Source organism: Rhodococcus sp. RCBS9, assembly GCF_029457415.1.
Taxonomy (GTDB): domain Bacteria; phylum Actinomycetota; class Actinomycetes; order Mycobacteriales; family Mycobacteriaceae; genus Rhodococcus_F; species Rhodococcus_F qingshengii.
The window spans coordinates 4,414,763-4,431,979 of record NZ_CP120422.1; the positions used below are offsets into that span (position 1 = coordinate 4,414,763).

The window sequence follows — 17,217 nt, forward strand, 5'->3', positions numbered from 1 at the left end:
ATGTTCCCCTCGTTCGACGATCTGATCGCGGACGCCGTGGTGCTCGCACTACCGATGCGAGTTCGCTTTCGCGGCATCACGACTCGTGAGGCCCTGCTCGTTCGCGGCCCGGCCGGGTGGGGAGAATTCGCACCCTTCGTCGAGTACGACGACGAAGAGGCGTCGCAGTGGCTGCTCGCGGGTATCGAAGCGGCGTGGCTGGGTCCGCCGCCTGCGCTTCGTGACGCAGTTCCCGTCAACGCGACCGTGCCGGCGATCGACGCGTCTGCCGTTCCGGAATTGCTGGAGCGCTTCCCCGGCGCCCGGACAGCCAAGGTCAAGGTCGCCGAGAAGGGACAGTCGCTGGCGCAGGACGTCGCCCGGGTGAACGAGGTGCGTCGGCACATCCCGAACGTGCGCGTCGACGCCAACGGCGGGTGGAGTGTGAACGAGGCGATCACGGCCTTGCGAGCGATCACCGATGACGGTGAACTCGAATACGCCGAGCAGCCTTGTGCAAGCGTCGAGGAACTGGTCAGGGTCCGCGCCGCGGGGACCGGTGTGCGGATCGCTGCCGACGAGAGCATTCGCCGTGCCGAGGACCCGCTGCGCGTCGTACGAGCGGGCGGAGCGGACGTGGCCGTCGTGAAGGTGCCGCCGCTGGGCGGAATGCGTGCTGTGGTGGCGCTGTCGGCGCAGCTGGCGGACTACGGGGTGCCGGTGGTGGTCTCTAGTGCTCTGGACACGGCTGTGGGGATGTCCGCGGGACTGGCGGCCGCGGCAGCGTTGCCCACCCTTCCGTTTGCCTGCGGACTCGGTACCGGCGGCCTGTTCGTCCGGGATGTCGCGGTCACCGGGGCAGCTGTCGACGGTGCTTTGTCGGTGGGTGCCGTCGAGCCTGATCCGGTTCTGCTCGAGACGCTGGCCGCGCCCGCGGACCGGCGTGACTGGTGGCTGGAGCGGGCTCGGCGCTGCCATCGGATACTCGGCAGTAGGGACCAGCCGAATTTCGTATAGTCTCGGGCGCGACCTGATGAACATCAGTGAAGAATGAAGGGATCGAAAGTGGTTGCAGCTCTGAACGAAACCCTGCTCGAGGAATCACGGGTTCCCGCGGTCGTCGCGGACGTGCAGACCTTGATCGACGCAGAGGTTTCGGATAAGTCGGGGGCCTCAGGGCTGGCTCTCAAGGGTGGCTACGGCGCGGTCAAGAAGGTGAGCCCGTCCATCGTGCCGGACGCCGTCACCGCGCTTCTGCCGGCTTTCGTGGCAAAGCTCGAGCCGTACTGGCAGGAATTCTCGGCTTCCGGCGAAGGCAGCTTCGCCGATTTCATCAGCGCCCGCGGTGACGCGGTTGCCGATTCCCTCCTCGAGGTGACGGACGAGCGTATCGAGGGCAGCGACAAGGCCGTCGTCAAGTCGATGTACTCGAAGCTGCGCGGTTCGGCGAAGAAGCATGTGACTGCAGCTCTGCCGCGTCTGGGCGATGTGATCCAGAAGCACGCTGCATAAGCGAACGTAAAACGACGAGTGGCCCGGGAGTTTCTCTCGGGCCACTCGTCGTTTTCGGTGCGTTTGTCAGTGAGCCGAATGTCCGTGGCGCCAGAAGCCGGTGAAGGTGATGTCGGTTTTGGCGAACTTCCGGTCGTTCACGAGGTGCCGACGCAGCCCGGTGGTGAGTGCCTGTTCGCCGGCGACAAAGGTGTACGACGGCCCCTCGGGCAGTTCGGCGGCGCGGACGGTCTCGAGGGTCAGAACACCCGGCGTCGCGTGTTCGTCCTCGCGAACGAGCCAATGCACGTTGACGTTCGCCAACTCCGGAATGTCTTGCTTGTCTTCGATGTTCGGAATCTCGACGAAGACCTCGGCACGCAGGTCTGCGGGCGCGGATTCCAGAATGCCGATGATCGCGGGAAGTGCGCTCTCGTCGCCGACGAGCAGTTGCCACTTGGCCTCGGGTGTGGGGTTGTAGATGCAGCCTTCGTCCAAGAGGGCGACCTCGTCGCCGGCCGACGCGGTGTCCGCCCACGCGGATGCCGGGCCGATGTCGCCATGATAAGCGAAGTCGATGTCGATCTCCGTGGTCTCGCCGAAGAGACCGGATCCGGCGGCACGGTAGGCGCGAATCGTGTAGTTGCGCACGACGGGTCGCGTGTCCTTGGACATCAACAGGTACTGCGCATACCAGAGATTGCTGGCCGCGCTCGGCAACCGGAGTTCACTCTGGCCGACCTGCGGGATGAACATGCGGAACCACTGATCGGCACCCATCGGAGCGATGGTGGACAGCTCTTCGCCGGCAATGGTCACCCGGATGAAGCTGGGGCTGATTCGTTTGTTCGCCACGACCTGCGCCGACACGATGCTGCGTGAGGCCGGTTTCACGAACTTGGCGCGCTTGGCCATGACTGGTTGCTCCCTGATTATCTGTTACTCGTACCTAATCAGGTAACCCTAACCTGATTTACGGTCGCTGTGGAGTGGTGGGTCTGTCCTTTTCGACGACTTCGGGAGGAAGACCCCACTGCGCTCGGCCAAGTCGGCTCATCGGTGCGATTGCCGCGAAGTCCGGTAGGCCGTCGTCGGCGACAGCCTCGGGACGTACTGCGACCGCCACCACATTTCCCATCACGACAAATGAATTGCCGACCTCGATGACCTGGTGGAGCGTGCATTCGATGGCGATCGGGGAGTCGGCGACCCGTACGGGGCGAACCCGCTCGCTCGGCTCGCTACGGATGTTCAACTCGAGAAACTCGTCGGCCTCGGCGTCGTAGAAGGCGGAACTCTGGTTCACCACGTCGGCAAGCCTGGCAGTCGCCAGGTTGATCACGAATTCGCCGGTCGCTTCGATGTTGCGCAGACTGTCCTTGCGTCCGACCGACGTGAACTGCACGATCGGCGGCGCCGAACTTGCCACGGTGAAAAAGCTGTACGGAGCCAGATTGCCGACGCCGTCCGCCGACAGGGTGGACACCCAGGCAATCGGCCGGGGGACCACCGAAGCGGTGAGTAACTGATAGAACCGGCGGGGTTCGAGCTCGGCTGGATCGAAGAGTGTGCGCACCCACACATAATGCCGCTGTCCCCGCCCCTGGGCATGCTTGCGCCCGAACATCTGACACTCTTGAAGGCGTGAATCCGTCCACTGCACAAGCCACAGCCGTCGTCGACGAACTGGTTCGTGGTGGCGTGCGTGAAGTCGTGCTGTGTCCAGGCTCTCGCAACGCGCCCCTCGCATTCGCCCTCCAGGCCGCCGACCTCGACGGCCGGTTGCGTCTGCACATGCGGATCGACGAGCGGACAGCAGGCTTTCTGGCACTCGGACTGGCAATCGCCGGGAAACGACCGGTCCCCATCGTGATGACTTCCGGGACCGCCGTCGCGAATCTCGGACCCGCTGTCCTCGAGGCCAACTACGCGCGAGTGCCGCTGGTGGTCCTGAGCGCCAACCGGCCGTACGAGATGCTCGGCACCGGCGCCAACCAGACCGTCGAGCAGCTCGGGCTCTTCGGCAGTCAAGTCCGCGCAACCATCAGCCTGGGCCTGGCGGAGGACGATTCGACGCAGAACAGCCAGTGGCGCTCGGCGGTCTGCCGGGTCCTCGCCGCTGCCCGCGGAACCCGATCCGGAAACGCGGGTCCGGTGCATTTCGACATTCCACTTCGTGAGCCGCTGGTGCCGGACGTGCACGTGCAGGGGCCGGTCCCGGAGGGCCGTCCCGGCGGTGCGGCCTGGACCACCACCCAGAATGCGACGCTCGACGTTCCCGTCGATCTGGACCTCACCGCAGATACGGTGGTCATTTCCGGACACGGTAGTGCGCTTCGGCCTGAGCTGGCCAGCCTGCCGACGGTGGCCGAGCCGACGGCTCCGATGCACGGGATCGCACTGCATCCACTCGCGCTCTCGCAACTCAAGCCCAAGCAGGCGATCATCACCGGCCGCCCGACGTTGCATCGTCAGGTCTCGAAGGTGCTGGCCGACCCGGGCGTCGACGTCTACGCGCTGACTACCGGGCCGCGCTGGCCGGACGTATCCGGCAACGTACTCGCCACCGGAACCAGAGCAGTGGTCACCGGGACTCCCGATCCCGCCTGGATCGCTCGATGCGCCGCGCTGACCGAACACGCCGAAACTGCCGTCCGCAAGCAACTCGACGCCCACCCCAAGGCCACCGGCCTGCACGTGGCAGCTGCTGTGATGGATGCTCTCGCGGACGGCGACCAGCTTCTGCTCGGCGCATCCAACCCTGTTCGCGACGCGGCCCTCGTGAGCTATCCCAAGCCCGCCGTGCGGGTGCTGTCGAATCGCGGCGTCGCAGGTATCGACGGCACCGTCTCGGCGGCGGTGGGCGCCGCGTTGGCGTACGAGGGCGGCCGGACCGTCGCTCTCATGGGCGACCTGACCTTCCTGCACGACGCGTCCGGGCTGCTGATCGGGACCGGTGAGCCGAGGCCGAGCGACCTCACCATCGTCGTCGCCAACGACGACGGCGGCGGTATCTTCGAGCTCCTCGAACAAGGCGACCCGCAGTACGCCGGAGTCTTCGAGCGAGTCTTCGGAACTCCGCACGGCATGGACCTGGCCGCGCTCTGTGCGGCCTACCGCGTGCCGCACGCAGCGGTCACCGTCGACGCCCTGGCAACGACGCTGGCGCAACCGGCCAACGGCATTCGTGTGCTCGAGGTCGCGACGGATCGCAGTGGGCTGCGCGAACTCCACGCTTCCGTGCGGGCACAGCTGTGACGCAAACGGTTCTGCGTCGCCTCCGCATCGGTGTGCTGGTGGTTGCGGTCGGCATTTCCGTGCTCGCGGTGATTCTGGTTCTCGGTGCCTGGCGCAACGATCGGACCATCGAATCGAACATGGGGACCGCAACCGCCGAGGTGCTCTCGGCGGGCTCGCTACGTTCGGCGATCAGCTTCGTGACACCGGACGGCGCGAATCACAACCCTGAACTCGGCGTGCTCTACCCCACCAATCTGACTGTGGGACAGCGCATCGAGGTGGAGTACTACAGGACCGAGCCCGATTTGGTTCGGGTAGCAGGACGTAACGCGACGGTGGCACTGATCCCGGCCGGATCGGTGATCGTCGTGACGTGGCTCCTGGCCGGACCGTCGATCTGGTACCTGCGCAAGCGGGAAGCGCAGGCGGCAAGTTCGGCGCCGGTCGCCTCGAGTTAGTTCGCGCTTCGCCCGAACTTCACACGAACATGACGTGGACTTTTCCTGGCCCTGTCACCGTTCTCGGTGTGAGAGTAGCCATCGTTGCGGAGTCATTCCTGCCCAACATGAACGGCGTCACCAACTCGGTACTACGCGTGCTCGAACACCTCGATCGCACTGGCCACGACGCCATGGTCATTGCGCCGGACACTGTCGGATCCGACACCTCTGCCGCCACCGAACACGAAGGCGTTCAGGTGGTTCGGGTGCCAGCCGTCATGGTGCCCAAAGTCAGTTCACTTCCCGTCGGCCTGCCGCAACCACGATTGACCACGGCCGTGCGGACCTTCGCGCCCGACGTCGTCCATCTGGCGTCACCGTTCCTGCTCGGCGCCGGAGGAGTGGCCGTCGCCAAACGCCTCGGAATCCCCACCGTCGCGGTCTACCAAACCGACGTCGCCGGATTTGCCGAAAGCTACGGGCTCGGCGTCACCAGCCGCGCCGCATGGGCGTGGACCCGTCGAATCCACAAGAGCTGCAACAGGACCCTCGCGCCCTCCACGTCGGCAGTCGACGCCCTCGAAGAGCACGGCATTCCGCGCGTGCACCGATGGGCCCGCGGCGTCGACGCACAACGATTCGCGCCTTCGCGTCGTAGCTCGGTGTTGCGGCAGTCCTGGATCGGCGACAGCGACCGGTTGGTGGTCGGCTTCGTCGGTCGCCTCGCGCCCGAAAAGCACGTCGAACGATTGGCGGCCCTGGCCGGCGATCCCAGTGTGCAGATCGTCGTCGTCGGAGACGGCCCGGACCGCGAGAACCTACGACGACTGATGCCGGACGCGATCTTCACCGGACAACTGGGCGGTACCGCGCTGGCCGACGCCTATGCGAGCCTGGACGTATTCGTTCACCCCGGCGAGCACGAGACCTTCTGCCAGGCGGTCCAGGAAGCCCTCGCGAGCGGTGTGCCTGTCGTCGGACCGGACGCCGGCGGACCACGTGACCTGATCTCGCATTGCCGCAACGGCTACCTCCTGCCGACGGACAGGTTCACCGAACTCCTGCCAAGCGCAGTCGACGCACTTCGTCAGCGTGATCTGCGGGTGCAGTTCGGCTCCGCGGCGAGGCGCTCGGTGCTGCACCGGACCTGGCCGGCAATCTGCGAAGAGTTGCTCCGTCACTACGAGGACGTGCAGGGCCTCGGGCGGCGAACGGGTGCCAGAGCAGCCTGAACGCCCTCGCTGCCCGAGGGTTGGTAGCGTTTCGGGTGTGGCCACTACACACGGAACCCGAGCAACTCTCGAGAAGCAACCGCACGAAGTCGCGTCGATGTTCGACGACGTCGCGGAGCGATACGACCTCACCAACACCGTGCTGTCCTTCGGCCAGGACAAGGGTTGGCGCAAGGCCACCCGCGAAGCCCTCGACCTCAAGCCGGGCGAGAAGGTACTCGACCTCGCCGCCGGAACCGGAGTCTCGACCGTCGAACTGGGGCGCTCCGGTGCCTGGTGCGTCGCCACCGACTTCTCCAAGGGAATGCTCAAGGCCGGAATCTCGCGCAAAGTTCCGATGGTCGCAGGTGACGCGATGTACCTGCCCTATGCCGACAACGTGTTCGACGCCGCGACGATTTCCTTCGGCCTGCGCAACGTCTCCGACTTCGAAGCCGGACTGCGTGAGATCGCCCGCGTCACCAAGCCGGGCGGACGTCTCGTCGTCAGCGAGTTCTCGACGCCCGTCTTCGGGCCCTTCCGCACGGTCTACATGGAGTACCTGATGAAGGCGCTCCCGCAGGTCGCACGCACCGTCAGCAGCAACCCCGACGCCTACGTGTACCTCGCCGAATCGATCCGCGCCTGGCCGACCCAGGAAGAGTTGGCCCGCAAGATCGAGGCTGCCGGCTGGAAGAACGTCAAGTGGCGCAACCTCACCGGCGGCATCGTGGCGCTGCATTACGCCACTGCCTGAACTGCTGTGCGCCTTTATCAACCCCCGGCGGTTAATAAAGGCGCACAGCACTTGCTCAACCGAACAGCGGCCGGGAGTCGATCTTTCTCGACGCGGCCCCCGACGCCCGCCAGGCCTTCGCCGTCAGATCGACGTCGGCGTCGGTGACGAGGTTCCCCATCACCCGAACGGCGACCGTCATCAGTGCCCGTGAGCGCATCGCGATCGGACCCGACGCGGGCAGGAACTGCGGAACCGTCAGCAGGCCTGCGAGCCGGCGCGCGACCGAGAACGCCTGCCCGTAGTGCTCCCGAAGCACGGTCGGCCACAGCTCCGTCAGATCGTCGGCGCCGAGCTGTTCGACCACCAGACGTCCGCCTTCGAGGCCGTAGTCGATGCCCTCACCGTTGAGCGGGTTCACACACGCTGCGGCGTCGCCGATCACGGCCCAGTTGCGTCCGGCGATGTTGGAAACGGCTCCACCCATGGGTAGCAAAGCCGAAGCGACGGAATGTATTTCGCTGCTCCACTGCCACTCGCTTCGGCGCTGATCGGTGTAGAGGTCCAGCAAGGGTCGCAGGGCACCTGGTGCCGGGCGCTTGGACGTCGCCAGTGTCCCGACGCCGATGTTCACCTCGCCGGTGCCGAGCGGGAAGATCCAGCCGTACCCCGCCTGCAACGTGCCCTCGGTGTCCCGCAGTTCCAGATGCGAGGTGATCCACGGGTCGGCGCTGCGCGGCGTCGCGACATACGCGCGTGCCGCGACGCCGTACGCGGTGTCCCGGTGCCACTGCCGTCCCAGCTTCTTGCCGAGCGTCGAGCGAACGCCGTCGGCGATGATCAGCGTCCGACAACGAAGGGTGCTTCGTCCCGAGGGGCCGGCGAGTACGACGGCGGCTACTCGATCACCGTCGAGTTCGACGTCGACGGCCTTGGTGCCCTCGACCATGACCGCGCCGGATTCGACGGCGCACCGGCGAATGGCGTCGTCGAGTTCGGTCCGAGGGATCGCACTGCCGATCGGCGGGAACGACGTCCCCGGCCACTCGAGTTCGAGTTCTTGTCCGAAGCCGGACAACCGTAGTCCCTTGTTCGTCGTGTGTGACCGAACCCACTCGCCGAGGCCGAGGAGATCCAGTTCGGCCACGGCGCGCGGAGTGAGTCCATCACCACAAGTCTTGTCTCGCGGGAAGACGGCAGCGTCCACCAGCACGACGTCTCGGCCGCTGCGGGCGGCCCACGCCGCGGCCGAAGAACCCGCGGGACCTGCGCCGATGACCACAATGTCGGTTTCGTTCGGAAGCGAATCGACGACGGGGGACTGCTCTTCTACGGACACACTCACATCTTCCCAGGCTCGCGATCGCCACCGTGGCGAGGCCGTCCCGAGTGCGAACCGCTAGGTTCACTACCGTGGGAACCGAGCCGTCACTGACGACAGGAATGGGTACTGACATCGTGAGCACCGAAAAGACTGCTGCCGACGCAACCGCATCGAGCACCGTCGTTGCAGGCATCGACCTGGGCGACGAACAGCTCGCCGCAGTAGTGCGTGGTGGACTCTCCGATGTCGAGGAGTTGTTGGTCAGCGAGCTGTCCGACGGAGAAGACTTCCTCACCGAGGCCGCGCTGCATCTCGCGCGAGCTGGTGGAAAGCGCTTCCGTCCGTTGTTCACGATCCTGACCGCGCAACTCGGACCGGTGCCGAACGATCCGTCGATCATCACCGCAGCGACTGTCACCGAACTCGTTCACCTGGCGACGCTCTATCACGACGACGTCATGGACGAGGCGTCCATGCGGCGCGGAGCACCCAGCGCCAATGCCCGCTGGGGAAACAGCGTGGCGATCCTGGCCGGCGACTATCTGTTCGCGCACGCATCACGACTGGTGTCGACGCTCGGACCCGAGGCCGTTCGGATCATCGCCGAAACATTCGCCGAACTGGTCACCGGCCAGATGCGCGAGACGATCGGTGTCAAGAAGGAGCAGGATCCGGTCGAGCACTACCTCAAGGTCGTGTGGGAGAAGACCGGTTCGCTGATCGCTGCTTCGGGACGCTTCGGCGGCACCTTCTCCGGCGCCGACGCAGCTCACATCGAGCGCCTCGAGCGCCTGGGTGACGCCGTCGGCACCGCGTTCCAGATCTCCGACGACATCATCGACATCTCGTCCGTCTCGGCGCAGTCCGGCAAGACGCCCGGCACCGACCTGCGCGAGGGAGTCCACACCCTGCCCGTCCTGTACGCGTTCCGCGAAGAAGGGGCCGACGCAGATCGCCTGCGGGAGCTTCTCGCGGGCCCGGTTACCGAAGATGCCCTGGTGGAAGAGGCCCTCGAACTGCTCGAGCGTTCGCCGGGCATGGTCAAGGCGAAGGCAAAGCTGGGCGAGTATGCCGTCGCGGCGAAAGCTCAGTTGGCTGAGCTCCCGCAGGGACCGGCCAACGAAGCGCTCGTGCGTCTCGTCGATTACACGATCGAACGAGTCGGCTGACACCTCGGCGAATCGGGGCTACCGGGTGGAAACCCCGACAGTCACTGGGGTGGGAACCCTGATGACCCTGTCCTTCGTTGACTGAACAGAACCGGTGCATACACCGGGGAGTTCGGGTGAGCCTTCGGCTCCAGCGAGGCAAGAGGTGAGCGGTTTGCACGGCTACGCGAACGGTGCGAAGACATTCGGCTTGTTGGTGGGGATGTCGGCGCTGATCGTCTTCATCGGCTCGCTGTTCAACAGCCCGTTCCTTCTGTGGGGATCCGTTCTGTTTGCCGTCGGCATGAATGCCTACGTGTACTTCAACAGCGACAAGCTGGCGCTTCGATCGATGCGCGCCCAGCCCATCACCGAGGTCGAGGCACCGGCGATCTACCGGATCGTGCGCGAACTCGCCACGACGGCGCACCAACCGATGCCCAGGCTGTACGTCAGCCCCACGAACGCCCCGAACGCGTTTGCCACCGGTCGTAGCCCTCGGCACGCCGCGGTGTGCGTGACCAGCGGCATCATGCAGATCCTGAACGAACGCGAACTGCGTGCCGTGCTCGGGCACGAACTCTCCCACGTCTACAACCGGGACATTTTGATCTCGTCCGTGGCCGGCGCGATGGCCAGCGTCATCTCTGGCCTGGCCAACTTCGCGATGTACGCGAGCATCTTCGGCGGCCGAGGGAACGGGCAGGGAAGCAATCCGATCGCGCTGCTGCTCGTCTCCCTACTGGGACCGATCGCGGCAACCGTGGTCAAGCTGGCCGTCTCGCGCTCTCGCGAGTACCAGGCGGATCAATCGGGAGCCGAGCTCACCGGTGACCCGCTGGCGTTGGCGTCGGCGCTGCGCAAGCTCGAGTCGGGCGTCGCAGCCGCGCCGTTGCCGCCTGAGCCCAAGCTCGCGGCGCAGTCCCACCTGATGATCGCCAACCCCTTCAGGGCGGGGGACAAGGTCAGCAAGCTGTTCTCGACGCATCCGCCCATGGCGGACCGGATCGAGCGTTTGGAGAAGATGGCGGGGATGTAGGGGCCTTCGGCCCCTGTGAGCCTTTCTGGTCGTCGGAACTACCAAAAAGGCGCACAGGGGCGCAGCCCCTACTACCGGTAGTTCACGAACTGCAGGGCGATCCCGAAGTCCTCACCCTTGAGCAGGGAGATGACGCCCTGGAGGTCGTCGCGCTTCTTGCTGCTCACACGAAGTTCCTCACCCTGGATCTGCGCCTTGACGCCCTTGGGGCCCTCGTCGCGAATCTTCTTGGTGATCTTCTTCGCGTTCTCGCTGCTGATGCCCTGGACCAAGGTTCCGGACAGCTTGTAGATCTTTCCGGACTGCGCCGGCTCGCCGGCATCGAATGCCTTCAGCGAGATGTCACGACGGATCAACTTCTCCTTGAACACGTCGAGGGCGGCCAGCAGTCGCTCCTCGGTGTCGGCGTTCAACGTGATCGTCTCTTCACCAGACCACTCGATCGACGCTCCCGTGTTTCGGAAGTCGAAACGCGTGGTCAACTCCTTGGCAGCCTGATGCAGGGCGTTGTCCACCTCTTGACGGTCAACCTTGCTCACCACGTCGAAGGACGAATCAGCCACTTCACACTCCCGCTTTCCGGTAGTTCACGAACATCGAGTTCCGCCCACCTTCCATACCGGTGGACACCTCGACGTTATCGGGTCGGCACCGCCCGTTACCACCCGGTTTGCAAAATGGGGGTGTGTTCGTTGTATTCTTCTCACCGCACCGAGGAAGCCGTTTTCGGCCGCCGCACGTCGCGATATACTTGCGAATGCGCCGGATCGAAGCCTGGTGCAAGCACGGCAGATTGCCCGAGCGGCCAATGGGAGCGGACTGTAAATCCGTCGGCTTATGCCTACGTAGGTTCGAATCCTACATCTGCCACACCAAGTCAGCCCCGATTCTCTTCGCGAGAGTCGGGGCTGACTTTTTTTGTGCGTGTACCGAGGTCGAGCGCGCGTTGGCGACGCAGGCGCCGGCTTCGGCTCAGGGGTGTCGGAGGCTCAGGGACCTCGGGATGGGCCCCGGGGGATGGTTTCAGGGGGAGTGCGGGGTCAAGTTGGTTCCCGCAAAGCCCTCGCCAGCGGCCTCGATCGGTGCAACAATGGGCTCCGGCACCATTTTTGCCCCGATGACCAGCGGATTTGGTGCTGGCGCTCGTTCGTGTGTAATCTTTCGGAGGCTTCAAGAGAGCGGCAACGCGCTCCTGAGCCACGCCCCCTTAGCTCAGTCGGTAGAGCGTTTCCATGGTAAGGAAAAGGTCAACGGTTCGATTCCGTTAGGGGGCTCGCTGGATTGTGGTGCCGTGCTTTCCGCGCGACACTCGACACCGAGGCGGTGTAGCTCAGTTGGTAGAGCAAACGACTCATAATCGTTGCGTCGCCGGTTCAAGTCCGGTCACCGCTACACAATATGCATGATCCACCCTGATTGCTCGTAATCAGATACACCCGAAAGAAGGCATCCCGTGGCCTCCTCGACCGACGTTCGGCCCAAGATCACCTTGGCCTGCGAGGTATGCAAGCACCGCAACTACATCACCAAGAAGAATCGGCGCAACGACCCCGATCGCCTGGAGCTCAAGAAGTTCTGCCCCAACTGCGGAACCCACCAGTCGCATCGCGAGTCGAAGTAGTAAGTCCTTAACAGGACGACGATTTTCGCGGAAGACCCTCTCTGGGCCTGCGTCTTCGGGTCCTAGCTAGAAGAGAGTCTCACCGCGTGACAGATTTGCAAGAGAACCAGGCAGCGGCCGAGGTCCCTACGGACCCGGCCGCTCATGCCGTCCAGATGGTCGGTCACCACTATCGTGTCGAAGACTTCTACGAGGTCGGACGCGAGAAGGTACGCGAGTTCGCTCGCGCCGTCCAGGACGCCCATCCCGCGCACTACGACGAGTCGGCAGCCAAGGGCCTCGGATACGACGGCCTGATCGCTCCCATCACGTTCGTCGCCATCGTGGGTGCCATTGCTCAGCGACGTCTGTTCGAAGAGATCGTCACAGGCTACGACCTGAGTCAGATTCTTCAGACCGATCAGCGCTTGGTGCTGCACAAGCCCATGCAGGTCGGTGACCGACTCTTCTGCGACGTCTTCCTGGATTCGTTCAGGCAGGCCGCAGGTAGCGACATCATCGTGACCAAGAACATCATCACCGATCAGAACGACGAAGCCGTCGTCACCACGTGGACGACGCTTGTTGCTCGAACGGGTGGGGAAGTGGACGAGAACATCGCCCACGCAGTCAAGGACGTGATGATGCATGTCGCTTCGTAAATTTTCCGACGTGAGTGTCGGCGAACTTCTCCCCGAGAAGTCCGTCACCCTGACGCGTGGAAACCTCGCCAACTACGCGGGTGTTTCGGGAGATCCCAATCCGATTCACTTCAGTGACGAGGTCGCACGACTTGCCGGCTTGCCGGACGTCGTCGCGCACGGCATGCTCTCCATGGGCATCGGTGCCGGCTACGTCACCGAATGGCTGGGAGATCCGGGCGCAGTGACCGAGTACAACGTACGGTTCACGAGCCCGGTGATCGTGGCAGCCGACAAGGCTGCCGAGATCGAGTTCACCGCCAAGGTGAAGTCGATCGACGAAGAAAGCAAGACCGCAGTACTGGCAATTGTGGCCAAGTCCGAAGGTAAGAAGATCTTCGGTCGTGCCACTGCCACGGTCCGTCTAGCCTGATCGCAGGGCGGATTGTGTTTGTTCCGGGGCTTTGAAGTACACTGAGATTTCTGGGATTCCTCAGCGCTGCGCGCTGCCCTGAATGTTGCAAGACATTCACCTCGGGTAGCGCGTATGTTGTGTGATCGCAGAACGGTTGATTCAGGCAGGGTCTACCTGTCGAGGTCAACCAAAGGGGCGTAGCTCAACTGGCAGAGCAGCGGTCTCCAAAACCGCAGGTTGCAGGTTCAAGTCCTGTCGCCCCTGCCCCCGGATGCCAGCGACTGAGAGGAACGACGTGAGCGAGGAGCGCGCCAAGCGCGACGCCGACACTTCGGATGCGGAGACTTCACCGTCTGCCGATTCGACCGGTGTCGACGACACTGCAGCTGACGCGACTACGCGTTCCGATCTTTCGTTGGACAAGGACGGTGCCGAAAAGGCTCCCTCCGCATCCAGTGGGGTTTCCAACAAGCCGACCGGCAAGCGCGCTGCACGCGGCGCCTCGGTCAGCGCGTCCACCGTGAAGACTCCGGCCCGGACGGCATCCCGGACATCTTCGGCCAAGCCGACTGCAACGAACCCCGGCAAGAAGCCCAAGGCGAAGAAGGACAACATCTTCAAGCGCCTGCGCAAATTCTTCCGCGAGGTCATCGCAGAACTCCGTAAGGTCATCTGGCCGAACCGCAAGCAGATGATCACCTACACCAGCGTCGTGCTGACGTTCGTGGTCTTCATGGTCGCTTTCATCAGCGGCGTCGATATCGCTGTGATCAAGGGTGTCACCTGGCTGTTCGGCTGATCGCCGTAGCAGTCGGGCGTCTTTGCCTGCGAGCGCGACAAGACCCGACCCGGGTCCGAGTAACGAGAGGAAGCGAGTGCCCCAGTGAGCACCCCCGAGAACGACACGAATGAGGCTTTGGCCGAAGAGCGTGTTTCTGCCGAGGCGGCAGCCGAAGTAGACGTCGTGGTTGCCGAAGGCACCGATGCAGACGTTGCCGAAGGCACTGATGCAGACGCTGCAGCGACCGAGGACGTCATCTCCGACGATGCCGAGAACTCCGACGAGGCCGCTCCCGCCGCCGAGCTCGAGGTCGAGGATCCCGTTGCCGAACTCAAGGCTGCGCTGCGCCGCGCCCCGGGTGACTGGTACGTCATCCACTCGTACGCCGGTTACGAGAACAAGGTCAAGACCAACCTCGAGACTCGCGTTCAGAACCTCGATGTCGGCGACTACATCTTCCAGGTGGAAGTTCCCACCGAAGAGGTCACCGAGATCAAGAACGGCCAGCGCAAGCAGGTCAACCGCAAGGTTCTGCCCGGATACATCCTCGTTCGCATGGAGCTCAACGACGAGTCGTGGGGCGCCGTGCGCAACACGCCTGGTGTCACCGGTTTTGTCGGTGCCACGTCGCGTCCCTCGCCGCTGACCCTCAACGAGGTCGTCAAGTTCCTGCTCCCGCAGCAGGAGCAGAAGAAGCAGCAGGCTGCAGCGGCCGCCGTCGCAGCAGGCGAGGCACCGTCCGAGTCCTTCGGCAAGCCCCTCATCGAGGTCGACTTCGAGGTCGGCGAGTCGGTCACCGTCATGGACGGCCCGTTCGCAACCCTTCCGGCCAGCATCAGCGAGGTCAACGGCGAGCAGCAGAAGCTCAAGGTTCTCGTGTCGATCTTCGGTCGTGAAACCCCGGTTGAGCTCAACTTCAACCAGGTCGCGAAGATCTGACCACCCCAAAACTTGCAATTTGTTCGACGCAAGACACACACCCAAGCTAGAAACTAGGAACTAGAGATGCCCCCAAAGAAGAAGAAGCTCGCCGGGCTCATCAAGCTGCAGATCCAGGCAGGTCAGGCTAACCCTGCACCTCCCGTGGGTCCCGCGCTCGGTCAGCACGGCGTGAACATCATGGAGTTCTGCAAGGCCTACAACGCGGCGACTGAGTCCCAGCGCGGCAACGTTGTGCCGGTCGAGATCTCGGTCTACGAAGACCGGACCTTCGATTTCAAGCTGAAGACCCCTCCCGCCGCCAAGCTGCTCCTCAAGGCAGCCGGCGTCGCCAAGGGCTCCGGCGAACCGCACAAGACCAAGGTTGCCTCGGTGACCATGGATCAGGTGCGCGAAATCGCGAAGACCAAGGCTGAAGACCTCAATGCCAATGACATCGAGCAGGCCGCGAAGATCATCGCCGGCACCGCTCGTTCCATGGGCATCACGGTCCAGGGCTGATAGTCCGCTCCACAGCATTACGTGGGAGGGCCGGCCAGGCCCCGACCACAACTGAACCATTCACCACTGCACAGGTAATTCGCTGCAGTGACAAGTAAGGACAGAACAAATGGCAAAGCGCAGCAAGGCGTACCTCGCCGCCGCTGAGAAGATCGACGCAGACAAGCTCTACAGCCCGCTTCAGGCTGCAAAGCTCGCCAAGGAGACGTCGTCCACCAAGATGGATGCAACCGTTGAGGTTGCAGTTCGTCTGGGCGTCGACCCCCGTAAGGCTGACCAGATGGTCCGCGGAACGGTCAACCTGCCCCACGGCACCGGTAAGACCGCTCGCGTCATCGTGTTCGCTGTTGGCGAGAAGGCAGCAGAAGCCGAGGCTGCAGGCGCTGACGTAGTCGGTGCAGAAGACCTGATCGAGCGCATCCAGGGTGGATGGGTCGATTTCGACGCCGCAATCGCGACTCCTGATCAGATGGCCAAGGTCGGCCGCATCGCCCGTGTCCTCGGACCGCGTGGCCTGATGCCGAACCCGAAGACGGGCACCGTCACGGCGGATGTCACCAAGGCTGTCAACGACATCAAGGGCGGAAAGATCAACTTCCGCGTCGACAAGCAGGCCAACCTGCACTTCGTCATCGGCAAGGCATCGTTCGACGATGAGAAGCTGGTGGAGAACTACGGCGCAGCCCTGGACGAGATCCTGCGTGCGAAGCCCTCGTCGGCCAAGGGTCGCTACGTGAAGAAGATCACGGTCTCGACCACCACCGGTCCGGGCATCCCGGTGGATCCGAACCGTACTCGCAACCTCCTCGAGGATGCTGCGGACGCGTAAGCAGTCCGCATACGAACAAGAAGGCCGGCAGGGATCACTCCCTGCCGGCCTTCTTGTCGTTTCGGGAGAGGGTGATCCCTGCCGGTGGTATCGGTCCATCGGTGGTATCGATCTAACGGTGGCATCATCGGGGTATGCACGAAGCGTTCCAGTTCCTCGGAAACTTTTGGTGGCTGATCTTCGTTTTCGGCGGCACCATCGGTGGGGCGCTGAAGGGTGTCGCGGTTGCCAACGAAAGGCGGATCGAGCGCCGGCAAGAGCGCTTCCGGCTCAAGCAGCAGACCAAGGTCGCCATCGCGCAAGCCAACGCACAACATCACGCCGACGAAGAAACACAGCGCCGAGAGCTGGCCAAGGCAATCGAGCAGCACGATGCGGTCGACGCCCGATGGTTCTCGTACGAGCTCGATCCGGTCACACTGCTCGACACCCCGATGATGACGGACATGCGCGAGCCTTTGACCGCCGATTTTCATCGAGCCAAATATCGTGCCGATCTGCTTCGCCCAGGCAATCCGGAGACGATGATCGGCAACCAGCAGGCACAAACCGAGTACCGCGAGGCGGTGCACGCTTACTCGATCGCCTTCGAAATCGCGGAAGCTGAGGCGAAGCGCCGCCGACGGAGCGGATTCACCCTCGACGAACAAGAACGCCTGGTAAGGGCGCAACGTCTGCTGCGACTGGCCATGGACGAGGGCGCGACGCCACAGGAACGTCAGAGTGCGTACCGGAAGGCCCACAAGGAACTCGATGGATTGCTGGTGTTGCCGGACCGAGCTCGGGCAGCAATCGAACACAAGATCGCCAGGGCTATCGGTGCTTGAAGGAATCGGGTGCGTGACGAACTCGATTTGGTTGTGCAGCGAGCAGTCAGGTAGTCTTCGAGGCGGAGTTCAGTGC

The 17,217-nt window shown here is 63.8% G+C and carries 20 protein-coding genes and 4 tRNA genes; 20 read left to right on the forward strand and 4 right to left on the reverse strand.

All coding sequences use genetic code 11. The features are described from left to right. Window positions 1–996 (forward strand): o-succinylbenzoate synthase, encoded by a 996-nt coding sequence (locus tag P0M12_RS20845; RefSeq protein ID WP_158170612.1) that lies wholly within the window; start codon window positions 1–3, stop codon window positions 994–996. Between the two features lie 48 nt (window positions 997–1,044). Then, the gene (locus tag P0M12_RS20850) at window positions 1,045–1,491 is read left to right on the forward strand and encodes a hypothetical protein (RefSeq protein WP_003941973.1); all 447 of its coding nucleotides are present in this window, start codon (window positions 1,045–1,047) and stop codon (window positions 1,489–1,491) included. 66 nt (window positions 1,492–1,557) lie between these two features. Here P0M12_RS20850 and P0M12_RS20855 read toward each other — a convergent pair whose 3' ends face one another. Together P0M12_RS20855 and P0M12_RS20860 are read right to left on the reverse strand one after the other, a co-directional pair. Further along, on the reverse strand, window positions 1,558–2,385 hold the full coding sequence (locus P0M12_RS20855; protein ID WP_042453072.1) for a siderophore-interacting protein: 828 nt from the start codon (window positions 2,383–2,385) through the stop codon (window positions 1,558–1,560). A gap of 58 nt (window positions 2,386–2,443) precedes the next feature. Beyond that, complete coding sequence (locus P0M12_RS20860) at window positions 2,444–3,046, reverse strand: flavin reductase family protein (RefSeq protein ID WP_039972961.1); 603 nt, start codon at window positions 3,044–3,046, stop codon at window positions 2,444–2,446. Window positions 3,047–3,114: 68 nt separating this feature from the next. On the opposite strand from P0M12_RS20860, the gene menD reads away from it, so the two are divergent. The 4 genes from menD (at window position 3,115) to P0M12_RS20880 (ending at window position 7,118) form a co-directional block, all read left to right on the forward strand. After that, window positions 3,115–4,728: a 2-succinyl-5-enolpyruvyl-6-hydroxy-3-cyclohexene-1-carboxylic-acid synthase gene (menD, locus tag P0M12_RS20865; RefSeq protein ID WP_158170611.1), complete on the forward strand. Its 1,614-nt coding sequence runs from the start codon at window positions 3,115–3,117 to the stop codon at window positions 4,726–4,728. Then, the gene (locus tag P0M12_RS20870) at window positions 4,725–5,168 is read left to right on the forward strand and encodes a DUF3592 domain-containing protein (protein ID WP_003941990.1); all 444 of its coding nucleotides are present in this window, start codon (window positions 4,725–4,727) and stop codon (window positions 5,166–5,168) included. Before menD ends, P0M12_RS20870 begins: the two co-directional genes overlap by 4 nt. A gap of 68 nt (window positions 5,169–5,236) precedes the next feature. After that, the gene (locus P0M12_RS20875; protein WP_197523597.1) at window positions 5,237–6,382 is read left to right on the forward strand and encodes a glycosyltransferase family 1 protein; all 1,146 of its coding nucleotides are present in this window, start codon (window positions 5,237–5,239) and stop codon (window positions 6,380–6,382) included. Between the two features lie 37 nt (window positions 6,383–6,419). After that, entirely contained in the window at window positions 6,420–7,118 is a 699-nt protein-coding gene (locus tag P0M12_RS20880) for a demethylmenaquinone methyltransferase (protein WP_003941879.1), read from the forward strand. A gap of 55 nt (window positions 7,119–7,173) precedes the next feature. Here the strand turns inward: P0M12_RS20880 and P0M12_RS20885 are convergent, their stop codons facing one another. Next, window positions 7,174–8,442 (reverse strand): geranylgeranyl reductase family protein, encoded by a 1,269-nt coding sequence (locus P0M12_RS20885; protein WP_042925612.1) that lies wholly within the window; start codon window positions 8,440–8,442, stop codon window positions 7,174–7,176. Window positions 8,443–8,540: 98 nt separating this feature from the next. On the opposite strand from P0M12_RS20885, the gene P0M12_RS20890 reads away from it, so the two are divergent. Continuing rightward, complete coding sequence (locus tag P0M12_RS20890; protein ID WP_037129929.1) at window positions 8,541–9,590, forward strand: polyprenyl synthetase family protein; 1,050 nt, start codon at window positions 8,541–8,543, stop codon at window positions 9,588–9,590. 154 nt (window positions 9,591–9,744) lie between these two features. After that, complete coding sequence (htpX, locus tag P0M12_RS20895) at window positions 9,745–10,608, forward strand: zinc metalloprotease HtpX (protein ID WP_007728460.1); 864 nt, start codon at window positions 9,745–9,747, stop codon at window positions 10,606–10,608. A gap of 71 nt (window positions 10,609–10,679) precedes the next feature. On the opposite strand, the gene P0M12_RS20900 is transcribed toward htpX, so the two are convergent. Then, entirely contained in the window at window positions 10,680–11,171 is a 492-nt protein-coding gene (locus tag P0M12_RS20900; protein WP_003941854.1) for a YajQ family cyclic di-GMP-binding protein, read from the reverse strand. Between the two features lie 224 nt (window positions 11,172–11,395). On the opposite strand from P0M12_RS20900, the gene P0M12_RS20905 reads away from it, so the two are divergent. From P0M12_RS20905 to P0M12_RS20960, 12 genes are all read left to right on the forward strand, one after another. Continuing rightward, window positions 11,396–11,478, forward strand: a tRNA-Tyr gene (locus tag P0M12_RS20905). Between the two features lie 331 nt (window positions 11,479–11,809). Next, window positions 11,810–11,882, forward strand: a tRNA-Thr gene (locus P0M12_RS20910). A gap of 45 nt (window positions 11,883–11,927) precedes the next feature. Beyond that, window positions 11,928–12,000 (forward strand) — tRNA-Met (locus tag P0M12_RS20915). Window positions 12,001–12,061: 61 nt separating this feature from the next. Continuing rightward, complete coding sequence (rpmG, locus tag P0M12_RS20920; protein ID WP_003941903.1) at window positions 12,062–12,229, forward strand: 50S ribosomal protein L33; 168 nt, start codon at window positions 12,062–12,064, stop codon at window positions 12,227–12,229. Window positions 12,230–12,315: 86 nt separating this feature from the next. Next, the gene (hadA, locus tag P0M12_RS20925) at window positions 12,316–12,870 is read left to right on the forward strand and encodes a (3R)-hydroxyacyl-ACP dehydratase subunit HadA (protein WP_019744315.1); all 555 of its coding nucleotides are present in this window, start codon (window positions 12,316–12,318) and stop codon (window positions 12,868–12,870) included. Further along, window positions 12,857–13,282 (forward strand): (3R)-hydroxyacyl-ACP dehydratase subunit HadB, encoded by a 426-nt coding sequence (gene hadB, locus P0M12_RS20930; protein ID WP_003941909.1) that lies wholly within the window; start codon window positions 12,857–12,859, stop codon window positions 13,280–13,282. Before hadA ends, hadB begins: the two co-directional genes overlap by 14 nt. 173 nt (window positions 13,283–13,455) lie before the next feature. Next, window positions 13,456–13,528 (forward strand) — tRNA-Trp (locus tag P0M12_RS20935). A 31-nt stretch (window positions 13,529–13,559) separates the two neighbouring features. Further along, window positions 13,560–14,063, forward strand: a complete 504-nt coding sequence (secE, locus tag P0M12_RS20940) for a preprotein translocase subunit SecE (RefSeq protein WP_003942030.1) — start codon at window positions 13,560–13,562, stop codon at window positions 14,061–14,063. An 84-nt stretch (window positions 14,064–14,147) separates the two neighbouring features. Beyond that, window positions 14,148–14,984 carry a transcription termination/antitermination protein NusG gene (nusG, locus tag P0M12_RS20945; protein WP_003942049.1) on the forward strand — a complete coding sequence of 279 codons (837 nt, stop codon included), beginning with the start codon at window positions 14,148–14,150 and terminating at the stop codon, window positions 14,982–14,984. A 66-nt stretch (window positions 14,985–15,050) separates the two neighbouring features. Next, window positions 15,051–15,485 (forward strand): 50S ribosomal protein L11, encoded by a 435-nt coding sequence (rplK, locus tag P0M12_RS20950; protein WP_003941896.1) that lies wholly within the window; start codon window positions 15,051–15,053, stop codon window positions 15,483–15,485. Between the two features lie 109 nt (window positions 15,486–15,594). Next, entirely contained in the window at window positions 15,595–16,314 is a 720-nt protein-coding gene (rplA, locus tag P0M12_RS20955) for a 50S ribosomal protein L1 (RefSeq protein WP_003941982.1), read from the forward strand. A 134-nt stretch (window positions 16,315–16,448) separates the two neighbouring features. Beyond that, window positions 16,449–17,141: a hypothetical protein gene (locus P0M12_RS20960; RefSeq protein ID WP_042453090.1), complete on the forward strand. Its 693-nt coding sequence runs from the start codon at window positions 16,449–16,451 to the stop codon at window positions 17,139–17,141. Window positions 17,142–17,217 lie beyond the last annotated feature (76 nt).